This window comes from Ethanoligenens harbinense YUAN-3 (assembly GCF_000178115.2).
Lineage (GTDB): Bacteria > Bacillota > Clostridia > Oscillospirales > Ethanoligenentaceae > Ethanoligenens > Ethanoligenens harbinense.
In genome coordinates this window covers 2418911-2432641 of sequence record NC_014828.1, presented here as the reverse complement: position 1 = coordinate 2432641, position 13731 = coordinate 2418911, and the positions used below count along the sequence as shown (strand labels likewise).

Sequence of the window (13731 nt, the reverse complement as noted above, 5' to 3'; positions counted from 1 at the left end):
TGCCGTGAAATTCCGATTACAATCATAAGGATTGGACTGGAAGCGGGTGATAAACGATGTCGGTCGAGGTGACGACCCAAACGAAAGAGCCGGAAATCCACGTGTTCTACTCGGCGGTGGCGGAGCTGCTTGCGCTGGTGAATGTATTGGCGGACAACAAACACCATGCCGCCGCCCGGGAAGAGACCGAGGAGCTGTCCGGATGTCTCTCCGCAGGCAGCGAGGCGTTTCTGGAGAAAGTGGCGGGGCTTCCTTATCAGGGAATCGAGTTTTTTGAACTTCTGCTGGATTGCCGGATCTTTCACGATCCGGACGGATTTGCCGCCGCGGTGCAGGCATACGACAACCGGCGGTTTATCCGCATCCTCACGGGAGAAGAGTTGGAAGACAAGCTGATCGATCAGCTTGTCGCGGACAGGCAGGCTTTACCGCGTTGGCTGCAGGATCTTCCATGGGTGTATCGGGGACGGGACGACGTTTTCGAAAGCCTCCTGTATGAAACGCAGACCTTCAAAAACGATCTGACCGTACTGCTCCGAGAGATCGGCAAGCTGTTTTTCTCCGGGATGGAGCCGCACCTGGAAGAGAAATACAAAGCGGCGGTCGATTCGCTGCGAGACAGCTTGTCCGGGCGTTCCGCCTATGATGTGGCGGAGCAGATCATGAACCGCAGGATCACCCCCGATGATTCCGTGCGGGAATTGTTTTTCCTGCCATCGTATTACATCGCTCCGCATTACGTGATGGCATACAACCGATCCGCCCGGATGTTTCTGTTTGACATGCGAAGGGAGAACAGCGGCGCCGGGCAGTCCAGGCGGAAACTTTCGGCTGCATTAAAGGTATTGAGCGATGAGACGCGCCTTGAGATCCTGCGCCTTCTGATCCTGCAGCCCACCTACGGCAAGCTGCTGGCAGACCGGCTGCACCTGACGACCGCCACCATTTCGCATCATCTGGATGTGCTCCGTTCGGCCCGCCTGATCCGCGAAAGCAAAGAGGGCAATATCAAATACTTTATTGCAAATGAGGAAGAGATCCAGTGGCTCATGCAGAGCCTGAATGATTTTCTGTATAACAAATAGGCGCGGGACAGTAAACGCTCCATCCGAATTTCCGGGCGGGGTGTTTTGTTTTGGTATTGCAAGGGCACCGCTGTTTTGATATAATACATACATCTAATTAGATGCGTATATTATATATAAAGGGCGGCGATGACGCTATGCGCAAAAGCGGATTTACAAAGGCGCAGGTCTGGTTCCTGGTTGTGATGGGGCTTGTGATGGGGCTCCGGGAACTGTCGATGACCATGCTCAACCCATTTATCAGCCTGTATGGCGGAACGCTGCGCGGAAGCACATCGCTGCTGTGCGGGCTGGCGCTTGGAATATACGGACTGACCAACGCGGTCTTTCAGATTCCCTATGGCAGTTGGAGCGACCGGGCCGGTCGCAAACCGGTCATTTTGACCGGGCTGGCCCAGTTGGGCGCGGGTCTTTTTCTGGCTTTTCTCGCCAAGGATATTTACCTTTTGATCGCGGCCCGTGCACTGCAGGGCAGCGGCGCGGTCATGGCCATCGCCTACTCGTGGATTGGCGACCGTATCGAAAACGAGAGGAAAAGTACCGCAATGGGGGTAGCCGGCACCATTGTTTCCATCGGCGCCGTCATAGCTTTTGTGGTGGGCCCCTTGTTATACCGGTCCGTTTCGGTGCGGAGCATGTTCTTAGGGTGCGCGGTGCTGATTGCCCTGGCGTTTCTGATGGTCCTGTTTTTGGCCAAGGAACAGCGGGAGCGGAAAAGCACGGCGGGGGTTCGGTTGAGGAAGCAGATCGGGCAGTTGCTTGCCCAAAGGCCGGTTTTGCTCCTGTCGATTGGCGGGTTCATCATCAATTATCTGAACGCGGATCTTTTTATGATCGTGCCGGAAAGGCTTGCCGGTATGATTGGAGCCGGGAATATCTGGATGGTCTTTTTGCCGGCGGTTGTGTGCGGGATAGCGGCCATGAAGTTCTCGACCTCCCTGAGCGACAAGGGAGGTTATGTCCCAGTCTCCCGGGTGTCGTTCGCGGCGCTGCTGCTTGCATGGCTTCTGATGATTCCGGGAGGCCTTGCCTTTACGGCGGCTGGAACCATCGTGAGCCTGACCGGTTTTATGTGCCTGACCGCCGGTATCCCTTCGGAAATGAACAAGCTGGTCTCGCTGGAGAACCGTGGCGCGGCAAACGGCATCTTGCAGACGATGACGTTTCTCGGGTTCTTCTTCGGCCCCACTGCCGCGGGGCTGTGCATCCAGTTCCACCTGGGGGCCTTACTGTATGGGAGCGCTGTTTTCCTGGCGGTTGTCGGCATAGGGATATCCGGCCTGCGCCCGAGGCCATAAATTTGCCGGCGGGAAAAGCGGAAGCCCTACTACAATAAGAATTCCGCTTTTTGGAAAAGCATAACGGCTGTTCTGGCGCCGAATGGTATACTTTTTCATTCCGTCGATTTGAGCGATTCGATCATCTCGATTTTTTGCAGTTGAAAAAAGGTGACGATCTGCATGATGACGGAAAACGCCATCGTAATCAGAAACGCCCATACAAAACGGAAGGCGTGGATGCTTTTGAAATAGATGGCGGTATCGTTTTCGAATCCCTATGCTGAGGCGGTGGAGCCCGGTGCTCAGCGCCGGCCCTACGCTGATGCTGATTGGTGTCGGGATGAAGGCTTCGCGGTAGATATACGAGTTGGTTTCCCGGTCGTGGAATCCCAGCACCTTGAGGGTGGCGGTTTCACGCTTTCACTCGCTGATGTTAATGGATTGTACAGTACAATCAGCGCCGGGACCGACGCGATGCAGACCGGCAGCAACACGACGTTGTTCAGGCTGTTGTCGCTGTCCACCGCCTGCCGCAGGATGTCGTCCGTAAACGTAAGGGCGCTGGAACAACGAACTGGAAAACATAAAAGAAAAATCACGAGAATACGAGATGCAGGAAATCGATGGCGTAACACTTTCAGAACGTTATTCCCAATAGGCGATAGATACCTTTGCAAGAGCAATATGGCCTTTGGTGGAAACCATTGCGGAAAACAAGCAATAAAAACGCGGCTCAGTGGTTCCCGAATGGGGTACAACTGAACCGCATATTTATTTATGAGTACAATCCAACGGGATTACCCCTCGAAGTGCAGAGTCATCCTTTAAGTGCATCATATTCCACAATAACAAGCTTGTCAGTATATGCGCTATCCTTTTAATGCGTATCCACCAAAAAAGCCAGAATAGAATGATTGAAATATTGTGGAATTAATCCCAGAAACACCATGACACATTTCACTTTGAGATAACGGTGTCTTTGTCAATATGCAGGGCAGAAAACGAGCACCTACATGAAAAAGTAGATGCCCGTTTTATATCCTGTGAATCTATCGAATACCTGCCACTGAAGTGAGGTACCTTCAAAGGACCCAATCCAGAGGGCTGCGGCCCTCTTTTTTCATGCGCGCCGCAGCACCTCGGCCGGGCAGTCGGGCGGTTTGCATGAAAGCGTTCCGGCAGTGTTGCGGCTGGAATTTGTTTTTCCGACCCGGTTCATAGGCTGATTTCAAAGAGCGCTGAAACAGCAAATATATGGTATAATGGAAAGGGAAAACATCTGTTTCCATAAAGATGCATCTGTGCCCATCGGAACGGTGTGGCGCCGGTGACGGAAAGCGAAGTCCTGTTCCTGAGAAATGCAGAATCGGGGGACATAATATGAACATCATGCGGCTTTTCCGGAAACACAAGTCAAAAATCTCGTTCACGATGGCGGTACTGCTTGCGGTTGGGTTTTCCGGGTGCGGTAGCGCCTCGCAGAACGCCGCGGTTTCCCTGACGGTGCTCTCCGCGTCCGAAAACAAGGAGATCGCGCCCATCATCACCCAGTTTACCAAACAGACGGGCATCAAAGTCAACATGGTCTACAAAGGCTCGGTGGACATTATGCAGACGCTGCAGCAGGGGAACATCCCCTATGATGCGGTGTGGCCGGCCAACAGCATGTGGATCAACCTCGGAGACAAGGCTCACAAGGTCAAGTTGCAGCAGTCGATCATGACCAGCCCGGTGGTCTTCGGGGTGGAAAAAGATTTGGCGGAGCAGCTCGGTTATGTCGGCCATGATGTGACGGTTGATACCATTTTGCAGGATGTGAAGGCCGGCAAGCTGAAATTCTGCATGACGTCCGCAACGCAAAGCAACTCCGGCGCTTCGGCGTATATCGGGTTCTGGTATGCGCTGCGAGGCAACCCGGATGTGCTGACGGAAGCGGACCTGAACGACCAGACGGCACAGAACCAGATGAAAGAACTGCTCTCGGGCGTGAACCGTTCTTCCGGCAGCTCCGAGTGGCTCAAGGATCTCTACCTCCAGGGCGGGTACAGCGCCATGGTCAATTATGAGGACGTCATCATTGAAACCAACAAAGAGCTGGTCAAGCAGAAAAAGCAGCCGCTCTATGTCGTGTATCCCAAGGATGGTCTGACGATCGCGGATTCTCCGCTGGGTTACATCGACAACGCAAACAGCGCCAAGGAATCCGCGTTCAAGAAGTTTCAATCGTATCTGCTGTCCGATAAAGTCCAGAAAGCGTTGCAGTCCTACGGCCGCAGGACGGGGACCGGCAGCACGGTCACGGTGAACGAGCCCGCCACGTTCAATCCGGCTTGGGGGATCGATACAAGCCGGACGCTGAACACCTTCCGCATGCCGGACGCCGGTGTTCTCGTCGATGCGCTCAACCTCTACCAGACCAGCCTGCGCAAGCCGTCTTATACGGTTTACTGCCTGGATTACAGCGGCAGCATGGGCGACAACGGCGGGGAAACGGGCGTGAAAAAGGCGATGGACATGATTCTGAACCAGTCCACGGCGAAGCTGTATTTCCTGCAGGCAACGCCGCAGGACAAGATCGCGGTCATCGCCTTCTCGGATTCCGTCAAAGCGGAATGGTATGCGACCGGTGGCGACTTGAGTTCCATGAGCACGCTGGATCAGAACATCCAGAAGCTGCAGGCCGGCGGCGGCACGGACATCTATACGCCTGTTATGACGGCGCTGCAGCAGCTTGCCGGCGCGGATGTCAGCCAGTGCAACCCGGCGGTGATCCTCATGACCGATGGGCAGTCCAACACCGGCCGAACCTTTACGAATGTGCAAAGCACCTATAAATCGATCGGCAAGGACATCCCGATCTTCAGCATCGAGTTCGGTGCCGCGGATCCCACGCAGCTCAAGCAGTTCGGCACCCTGTCCAAAGCGGCCCTGTTTGACGGCAGGAAAGACCTGGTTGCCGCGTTCAAACAGGCCAAAAGCTACAATTGAGGTGTTTCTCATGGCGAAAAAGAAAACCCCGGTCTGGGATATCCTGCTTCCGGCAGCGGCGGTGCTGTTTTTCATCGTACTTTATCTGCTCTTTGCCATTTCACTCTGGTTGTCCATCGTGCTTTCGGCGGTGTTCCTTGCCGGGCTGTATTTCGTCAGCAGCCCCAACCGGTTCCGCATCGGGAAGATCACCGTGGAGGATGCGTCCGAGTACCAGTCGATTGAATCCATTGTGGGCGATGGATATGAGAAGCTTGCGGAGCTCAAAGGATATGTGAAGAAGCTCAAAAGCCCCGTGATGGCGGGGTATGCACAGCAGATTTGCCAGACGGGCGACAAGATCTTTGAGTATATCCAGAAAAATCCGGGGAAGGTGCGCGGCGCCCGTGCGTTCTTCTCGTATTATCTGGGCACGTCCTGTACCATCTTTGAAAAATACTGCGGGATCGAGGCGCAGGGCCTCGATTCGCCGGAGATCCGGGACTCCATGAAAAAAGCGGAGGACGTGGCCAAACTGCTGGTGGGCTGCTACCAAAAGCAGTTGGAAAACCTCATACAGGGAGATGTGTTCGATCTGGAGACGGAAATCAACGTGCTGCGCAAGACGATACAATCGGGGGAACTGTCATGAAGCGAAAACTCATCGGCTTTCTCATCCTCGCGGCGGCGATCGTGGCGGTCGTGGTCATCAAGCTGGGAATCGGCGGCGGCACGGGGGCGCCGAGTGTCAAACAGGTTACGCTTACCGGGCTGATCGGCAGCGAAAAGGAAGGCCTGCTGCAGGACGCGTCCGTGCAGAAGATTCTCAAGGACAAATACGGCATTACGCTGGATTACCAGAAAGCAGGTTCCATCGAGATGGCGGAAGGAAGCACCGCGGGTCTGGATTTCCTGTTCCCGTCCAGCCAGACGGCGGTGGAGGTTTTTCGGCAGCGCAACATCAAAAACGCCGGCACGCAGACGGTTCTCAATTCTCCGCTGGTGGTCTACTCGTGGGCGGATGTCACCGGTGCGCTGGAAAAACAGGGCATTGTGCGTACGGACAACGGCGTCAGCTACATCATCGATATGCCAAAGATGGTCTCTCTGATGAACACCGGCGCCAAATGGTCGGACATCGGCCTGAACAACCTGTATGGGAAGATCGTTCTGCAGTCCACCGACCCGGAATCGTCGAATTCCGGCAACCTGTTTTCGGGTTTGTTGGCGGATATCCTGAACAACGGGACCGCAGTGGACAGCACGTCGGTGCAGGCGGTGCTGCCACAGCTGAAAACGTATTTCGGCAACCTCGGGTATATGCAGGAGTCTTCCGCTTATCTGTTCGACCAGTATACCAACACCGGCGAGGGGGCCTGCCCGCTGATTGTTGGGTATGAAAGCCAGATCATCGAGTTTGCAGCGGAAAAACCGGCGGTGTGGACCAAGGTCAAGTCCAACATGCGCATCCTCTATCCCGTCCCCACGCTGTGGAGCGCCCATACCATCATCGCGCTGGACGATAAGGCCAAAGTGCTGCTGAACGCATTCAAAGACCCGCAGATCCAGGCCATTGCGTGGAAAAAGCACGGGTTCCGCACGGGAGTGTCGGGCGTCGTCAACAACGTGGGCGACGTACCGGTTGCCGGTGTCCCCGCGCAGATCACACAGGTCATCCAGACACCCAGCCCGGATGTCATCAACGCGATCCTGGCGGCCCTGAAAAACCAGTGACGGCAGGGCAACCATATAATCGATACATCGTTCTTTATAAGTGTAGGAGGTATCCGCATGGAAGAAAACAAAACGCCCTTGGAAATGGACATCGCCTCGACGATTCTGACGCCGCCGGAACCGGTTGACGCCGCCGGTATCCAGCCTGCGCCGTCCGCCGCAGCTCCCGCCCAGGGTGGGCAGGATTTCCCGGATCTCTATCTGGATGCGGAGCAGACCGAAAAAGCAAAGGCCCTTGCCGCTAAGATCGATGTGACCGATTCCGCGCTGGTGTCGCAGTACGGCGTGGAGGTGCAGAGCGGCATCGCGTCTTTCTCCGACACCATCCTGGAAAAGGTGCGGGCGAAAGACGCGGGGTATGCCGGTTCGCTGCTCACCAACCTGATTGTCACCGTCAAGAATGTGGACATCGATTCGCTCGATGGGAAAAAGGACGGGTTGTTCGGCAAGCTGTTCGGTGTAAAAAAATCGGTCGAAAAGTTTATGGCCGGGTTTGATAAGACCAGCGTGCAGATTGACAAAATCACCGATCAGCTCGACAAAGAGCGGATGACCATGCTCAAGGACATTGAGATGTATGACCTGCTGTATAAGAAGAACCTCGAATATCTCAAGCAGCTGGACATTGTGGTCGCCGCCGGTCGGATGAAATTGCAGGAGCTGACGCAGACGGTCATCCCGGCGGTGCAGGCCAAAGCGCAGCAGACCGGCGACCCGATGGACGCGCAGGCATCCAACGATCTGGCGCAGGCGGCGGCGCGGTTTGAAAAGAAGCTGCACGACATGCTCCTGAGCCGCATGAGCGCCATCCAGACCTGCCCGCAGATCAAGCTTATCCAGCAGGGCGATCAGGTGCTTGCGGAAAAGATCCAGACCAGCATTCTGCAGACCATCCCTTTGTGGAAAAACCAGATCGTCATCGCCATTGGAATGAATCGGCAGCAGGCGGCGCTTCAGATGGAACGGGCCGTTACGGACACGACCAACCAGTTGCTCTTGAAAAATTCCGCCATGCTCAAGCAGAATACCACGGAGATCGCCAGAGAAAACGAGCGCGGGGTCATCGACATCGACACGCTCCGGCAGGTCAACGCGGACCTCATCAGCACGATCGAGGACACGATCCGCATCCAGGACGAGGGCCATGCCAAGCGGCAGCAGGCCGAAGCGGAGCTGGCCACGCTGGAAAAGACGTTGAAAGAGCGGCTGATCGCGTTGAAAAAATAAAGGCGGCAGGTTACACACGCGGTGTGCGCGGTTCGTCCGCTCCGTTTCATGCAAAAACAGCCTTGCACTTGCAGGGCTGTTTTTTCCCCATTGGCCGCATCCGCACAGACAGACGGCATGATGCAATGTTGGGCGCGCGTGGTCTTATGGCCCGCTAGTTCATATCGGTATTGTTCTTGGTTTTTTTAATGTTCTGCAAACCGTTGTTCAGTTCATCGGTCGGCTCCGGAATATTGTAAAGTTCGGCATAGGACTCCGCTTCCCCTTCGTTGATGGGCGGAGAGGGTATCAGCCCCGTGCAGTCCGATGCGGAAGCGACGGAACCCATATCGTAAAATTTGTCATCGTCATACGGAGGATATCCATGCTTTTTCCTGTCCATAAACACACCCCTTTCCAAGTTATTTTTCCCCACAATGCGAAAATTACGATGGAAATTTTACGCTTTGCACCAGAAACACCACGACGTGTGTTGGAGTTTTCCTGATTTTGTAAGATCGAACCCTTGCTTCAAGCTCCGTTTTCTACTATAATGATGCAGACTGAATCCATTCAACGACCAGGAAAGAGGCAATGTGTATGAGCAAGAACCCGATTGTCACCATCACCATGAAAAACGGCGGGCAGATCAAAGTGGAACTACTTGCCGAATATGCCAAAAACACCGTGAATAACTTTATATCCTTGGTAAACAGCGGGTTTTACGACGGCCTGATTTTTCACCGGGTCATCAGCGGTTTCATGATACAGGGCGGCTGCCCCGACGGAACCGGCATGGGTGGAGCCGGATATAACATCCGCGGTGAATTCGCGGCAAATGGCGTTGATAACCAACTGCGGCACGGCCGCGGGGTGATTTCGATGGCGAGGGCCGCTGATCCGGATTCCGCAAGCTCGCAGTTTTTTATCGTTCATCAGGATGCACCGCATCTTGACGGCCAATATGCCGCTTTCGGCAAAGTCGTGGAAGGTATGGACGAGGTGGACAAAATCGCTGGTACAGACATTGATTTCCGGGACAGACCAGTCAACGAACAGAAAATCACATCCATGATGGTTGAATTGTTTGACTATCCGTTTGAAGAACCGGAAAAAATGTAATACGGCATTTGTCGTTTCATTTTCTGCCGGTTGCAGAGCCGCAAAATCCGGACCCGACAAGGGCCCGGATTTTTTGCATGCGGCAAACCGGTACCATGCTGCTGATGTGCAACCGGCGCCGGCCCGAATTTGCGGCCGTTTGTAAGGAAAATGGAAGAAAGAGAACGATCCGGCTTATATTTTGGCTTTTGATGCGGAAACTAATATTCGGAGGTGGTTGGATGGACATCACACGTGCAAAATCGATCGTATTGTCCCCTGTTATGGTCAATGTGACGCATAACAATTCCCCTGTATATATGGAAAAAATCAATGATGCCGATCAAACATGCATGATTCATTACCTGAACAACCCGCAAAAAAAGGAAATCGTTTCGTTGTCGAGTTTAATGGAGCATTGACGGCGGCAGCGTTTCTGCATGACAAAACGCTTGACTTTTCATGTGGATTATGTTAGCTTGAATACAATAGGGTGTTGGGATCGGTTGGGCGGCTGAAGCCGTTTTCAAGAATCAGCTTCTTGGGTGGGAAGTCCAGTTTGGGCTTCCCGCTTTTGTTTTATCAGAGGAGGGGTCAGATGGAAAAAATATTGCTGGACATTGCATTGCTTCTGGCGGCCACCAAAATCGGAGGAATCGTCAGCCGCAAGCTTAAAATGCCGGAGGTGCTGGGGGCTTTGCTGGCCGGCGTCATCCTCGGTCCGGTCGTATTGCATCTGGTGCAATACGATGAAAACATCAAACTGCTTTCAAACCTGGGCGTAATCCTGCTGATGTTTCTGGCCGGGCTTGAAACCAATGTGGAACAGTTTAAAAAAGCCGGAAAATCATCTTTTGTCATTGCGGTGCTGGGAATCATGGTTCCCTTGTTTCTGGGCACGCTGGGTGCGTTTCTGTTCTATCAAAACTGGATGGAGAATATCTTTGTCGGTGTGATATTAACGGCAACAAGCGTCAGCATCACCGTGGAGACATTGACTGAACTGGGAAAACTGAACTCCAAATCGGGAATCAATATTCTTGGCGCCGCCGTGATCGACGACATTTTGGGTCTCGTCCTGATTTCCGCTCTGCTTGCTGTGAAAAGTGGAGGCGGTGGAAGTTCCCTGATTCTTCCCATGGCTAAGATCGGCATGTTTTGTGTGATTGGTATTTTGGCCATTGCGTTTTTGCCCAAGGTCATCAATAAGCGGACAAAAAATATACAGCCGGGGCGAACCTTGCTGACGTTTTCGCTTGCGGCGGCTTTTTTCATCGCTTTTGCCGCGGAAGGTATCGGCATTGCCGCCATTACAGGCGCCTATCTGTTCGGATTGGTTCTGTCACAGTTTACACATAAGGAATATCTGGAACGCAATGTAAAGGCCATTTCATCTGGATTTCTGTCCCCCATTTTCTTTGCAAGCGTTGGACTGGAGGCAAGTTTAAACGGTTTCAACAGCCGGGTCATACTCATTTCCGCCGTTATGTTCGCAATCGCTGTGATTGGAAAGGTGGCCGGCTGCGGTGTAGCCGCAAGGCTTTTTCATATGAGCCGCAGTGAATCGCTGCAAATTGGCGTGGGGATGATTTCACGGGGAGAAGTGGCGATCATCACGGCGAATATCGGGCTGCAAAACCAGATCATCACGCAGGAAGTCTTTTTACCAACGATTTTGGTTGTTTTATTGACGACCATCGTGACGCCCATTCTGCTGAAACTCGTGTTTTCCCATAAAAACGAGAAACGGTTGGAGGAGCGTTTGTAACGCAGATTTCCTGATGTTCCAAGCAGCGCGCCTGCCGGGCAACCGTTGACCGGCAGGCGTTGATTTGGCTGGTTGTACACGACGCAAGGGAACGAAAGCTCGTGCGTCCATTGCCGAAAGTGCGCAGGGTTTTGCCGGCGCGCACCCCACGAGAAAAGGGGCGGCGCGCTTTCCCGATGAAATGGCGATATGGCAACATGGTGCAAAAGGCAAATGGTTGTTGACATATACCCAAAACAAATTATAATAGTATCATAAAGAGCATATGCCCATAAGGTGGCGGTGGGTGGTTGAGGATGATTCGGCCCGCTTCAATAGATATGGGAATTCTTTCCCGGTTGTATCGGTGTGTTCTCGTGACTTCCTGGAGGTGGAAAATGCCAAGACCTAAAAAATGCAGACGAATCTGCGGTATGCCGCCGGTGAAATCGTTTGAACCGGTCGGGGCACCGCTTGTGGGAGAAACGGTCACCTTAACGGTCGATGAATATGAAATCATTCGTTGGATCGACCTGGAGGGTTTAAGCCAGGATGAGAGCGCCGAACGTATGGGGGTTGCCCGTTCGACCGTGCAGAGAATTTACGATGAGGCAAGAAAGAAATTGGCGGATTTTATTGTCAATGGAAAAACGATCCGAATAGAGGGTGGTGACTATCAATTGTGTGAGGGAGACTTGTCGAAACCGTGCGGATGCCATAAATGCCGCAGGCAACGCAATCACAATGCGTGCGATTGAATTTGTGCCCCGACAGGAGGAGTGACCGAATATGTATATCGCGGATGAAACCATTGATAAGATCATCAAAGAAGACGTTCCGTATTTGGATTTGACTACAAAGCTGCTGGGTATCGGCGAGATGACCGGTGTAATAAAATACACGTCGCGGGAGCATGCCGTTCTTTGCGGCACGGAAGAAGTTGTTCGCATTTTTAAGAAACTGGGTATTGAACCGGTGAAAGCCAGTTCGTCGGGGTCTTTGTTGCAGCCGTCCGAAACGTTCCTGATAGGGAAGGGCCGTGTGGCGGATCTGCATATGGCATGGCGGCTGACGATGAACATTTTGGAGTACTCCTCCGGAATTGCGACGCGTACCCGAAATCTTCTGGAAAAAGCGCGGGCGGTCAATCCGGATATTGAGCTTTTATCCACCAGAAAGCTTTTTCCCGGAACGAAGGAACTGAGTATCAAAGCGGTCGTTGCCGGAGGCGGAATGCCGCATCGGCTGGGTCTTTCGGAAACGATTTTGGTATTCGAACAGCATCTTCGATTTATGGGTGGAATCGAAGGACTTCTGAAAAACTATGCGGTGCTTAGAAAGGCGGCCTGTGACAAAGCCATCATCGTGGAGGTTACAACATTAGAAGATGCCAAAAAGCTTTGTCGGGTGGGTGTAGACGGGATACAGCTTGATAAAATACCGCCGGAAGAACTGCAAACGATGGTTGCTGAAATCCGCAAAATGAGTGATCGGGTGAAATTGATTGCGACAGGCGGAATTACGGACCGTAACGCGGAAATATATGCAAGGACCGGCGTGGATGCCTTGTCTACGTCCTCGTTGTATTTTGGAAAACCGACGGATATTGGCGTGGTGATCGAGAAATAAAATTGAGGGATACGGCGGACACGAACGGAATGGGGGAAAATGGATTGCCTAATCACACGGATCGCGCGGTTGCACTGTTTCAGGAAGGCTATAATTGCGCTCAGTCTGTGTTCGCAGCGTATTGCGAAAAAACAGGCATGGATTTTGAAACGGCTTTGAAGCTGTCATCGTCATTTGGCGGAGGAATGGGCAGGTTACGCGAAGTGTGCGGTGCCGTTTCCGGCATGTTTCTGGTTGTGGGGGCGAAATACGGGTATACTGACCCTAAAGATAGACAGGCAAAGGAAAGGCACTATCGGCTTGTTCAAACCCTGGCAAAACGGTTTGAGGAACAAAACGGTTCCATTATTTGCCGTGAGCTTTTAAAACCGGATGATTCCGCGCAGGGCGGACGGAGCGAAGGATATGACCGAAAGCGCCCTTGCGTGGAACTGGTTCGGTGCGCTGCGGAAATAGTGGATGACTATTTGGAGGAAAATGAAATGAAGATCGCGGTTACGTCGCAAGGTAATGAAGTATTTCAGCATTTTGGACGGTGCGAGGATTTTGCCGTCTTTACGGTTCTGGATGGAGCGATTCAAGATCGGTCCGTGCTGAATACAAACGGAAATGGGCATGCCGCACTGGCCGGAATTTTGAAACAGGCGGGTGTGGATGTGCTGATATGCGGCGGCATTGGAGAGGGAGCCCGTCAGATGCTGTCTGCGGCAGGCATCCAGGTGGTTTCCGGCATAGAGGGCCGTGTGGAGGATACGGTAAACACCTATCTCGCGGGAAATTTGTCCGATCAAAACGGCGGCTGCAACCATGAGGAGCATGATACGGATCACGATTGCAGTTGTGAAGACCACTGCCATTCGTAATATGCCTCAAGGCGGCCGCCCCGCCGTATATTGGGTACGATCCGGCAGGTGATTTCCGTGCGGGGAGGGGCTGGTGAGTTTTACTCGAAACGGTTCGCTTGCGTTCATCTATCATGCCC

14 protein-coding genes, 1 pseudogene and 1 other annotated feature are annotated in these 13731 nt (G+C 53.1%); of the genes and pseudogenes, 14 read left to right on the top strand and 1 reads right to left on the bottom strand.

The genetic code is table 11. From position 1 onward, the window contains the following. Positions 1 to 56 precede the first annotated feature (56 nt). The 7 genes from ETHHA_RS14720 to ETHHA_RS11425 all read left to right on the top strand — a co-directional run bounded on the left by ETHHA_RS14720 (position 57) and on the right by ETHHA_RS11425 (position 8293). Positions 57 to 1085, top strand: coding sequence for an ArsR/SmtB family transcription factor (locus ETHHA_RS14720; protein ID WP_013486132.1), 1029 nt, complete (start codon positions 57 to 59; stop codon positions 1083 to 1085). Between the two features lie 137 nt (positions 1086 to 1222). Beyond that, positions 1223 to 2383, top strand: coding sequence for an MFS transporter (locus ETHHA_RS11455; RefSeq protein ID WP_013486131.1), 1161 nt, complete (start codon positions 1223 to 1225; stop codon positions 2381 to 2383). 50 nt (positions 2384 to 2433) lie between these two features. After that, positions 2434 to 2649, top strand: coding sequence for a hypothetical protein (locus ETHHA_RS15660; protein WP_137143897.1), 216 nt, complete (start codon positions 2434 to 2436; stop codon positions 2647 to 2649). A 1096-nt stretch (positions 2650 to 3745) separates the two neighbouring features. After that, entirely contained in the window at positions 3746 to 5353 is a 1608-nt protein-coding gene (locus ETHHA_RS11440; RefSeq protein ID WP_013486130.1) for a VWA domain-containing protein, read from the top strand. Positions 5354 to 5363: 10 nt separating this feature from the next. Then, complete coding sequence (locus ETHHA_RS11435) at positions 5364 to 5984, top strand: 5-bromo-4-chloroindolyl phosphate hydrolysis family protein (protein ID WP_013486129.1); 621 nt, start codon at positions 5364 to 5366, stop codon at positions 5982 to 5984. Beyond that, entirely contained in the window at positions 5981 to 7066 is a 1086-nt protein-coding gene (locus ETHHA_RS11430; RefSeq protein ID WP_013486128.1) for a substrate-binding domain-containing protein, read from the top strand. The genes ETHHA_RS11435 and ETHHA_RS11430 overlap by 4 nt, the downstream gene beginning before the upstream one ends. 57 nt (positions 7067 to 7123) lie before the next feature. Next, on the top strand, positions 7124 to 8293 hold the full coding sequence (locus ETHHA_RS11425) for a toxic anion resistance protein (RefSeq protein WP_013486127.1): 1170 nt from the start codon (positions 7124 to 7126) through the stop codon (positions 8291 to 8293). A 154-nt stretch (positions 8294 to 8447) separates the two neighbouring features. Here ETHHA_RS11425 and ETHHA_RS11420 read toward each other — a convergent pair whose 3' ends face one another. Beyond that, entirely contained in the window at positions 8448 to 8675 is a 228-nt protein-coding gene (locus ETHHA_RS11420) for a hypothetical protein (RefSeq protein WP_013486126.1), read from the bottom strand. A 197-nt stretch (positions 8676 to 8872) separates the two neighbouring features. On the opposite strand from ETHHA_RS11420, the gene ETHHA_RS11415 reads away from it, so the two are divergent. The 7 genes and pseudogenes from ETHHA_RS11415 (at position 8873) to ETHHA_RS16180 (ending at position 13612) form a co-directional block, all read left to right on the top strand. Continuing rightward, complete coding sequence (locus tag ETHHA_RS11415) at positions 8873 to 9394, top strand: peptidylprolyl isomerase (RefSeq protein WP_013486125.1); 522 nt, start codon at positions 8873 to 8875, stop codon at positions 9392 to 9394. A 221-nt stretch (positions 9395 to 9615) separates the two neighbouring features. Further along, complete coding sequence (locus ETHHA_RS11410) at positions 9616 to 9795, top strand: H-type small acid-soluble spore protein (RefSeq protein WP_013486124.1); 180 nt, start codon at positions 9616 to 9618, stop codon at positions 9793 to 9795. A gap of 82 nt (positions 9796 to 9877) precedes the next feature. Next, positions 9878 to 9928: a sequence feature (sodium ion sensor (DUF1646 type); this cis-regulatory element may regulate processes involved in with the transportation of sodium ions), on the top strand. 43 nt (positions 9929 to 9971) lie between these two features. After that, positions 9972 to 11141, top strand: coding sequence for a cation:proton antiporter (locus ETHHA_RS11405; protein WP_013486123.1), 1170 nt, complete (start codon positions 9972 to 9974; stop codon positions 11139 to 11141). 377 nt (positions 11142 to 11518) lie between these two features. Beyond that, positions 11519 to 11878: a DUF134 domain-containing protein gene (locus ETHHA_RS11400; RefSeq protein WP_013486122.1), complete on the top strand. Its 360-nt coding sequence runs from the start codon at positions 11519 to 11521 to the stop codon at positions 11876 to 11878. 31 nt (positions 11879 to 11909) lie between these two features. Continuing rightward, the gene (modD, locus tag ETHHA_RS11395) at positions 11910 to 12749 is read left to right on the top strand and encodes a ModD protein (protein WP_013486121.1); all 840 of its coding nucleotides are present in this window, start codon (positions 11910 to 11912) and stop codon (positions 12747 to 12749) included. A 29-nt stretch (positions 12750 to 12778) separates the two neighbouring features. Beyond that, a pseudogene (locus tag ETHHA_RS16185) lies at positions 12779 to 13207 on the top strand (C-GCAxxG-C-C family protein); the annotation flags it as partial. A 24-nt stretch (positions 13208 to 13231) separates the two neighbouring features. Beyond that, complete coding sequence (locus tag ETHHA_RS16180) at positions 13232 to 13612, top strand: NifB/NifX family molybdenum-iron cluster-binding protein (RefSeq protein WP_242822124.1); 381 nt, start codon at positions 13232 to 13234, stop codon at positions 13610 to 13612. Positions 13613 to 13731: the final 119 nt, after the last annotated feature.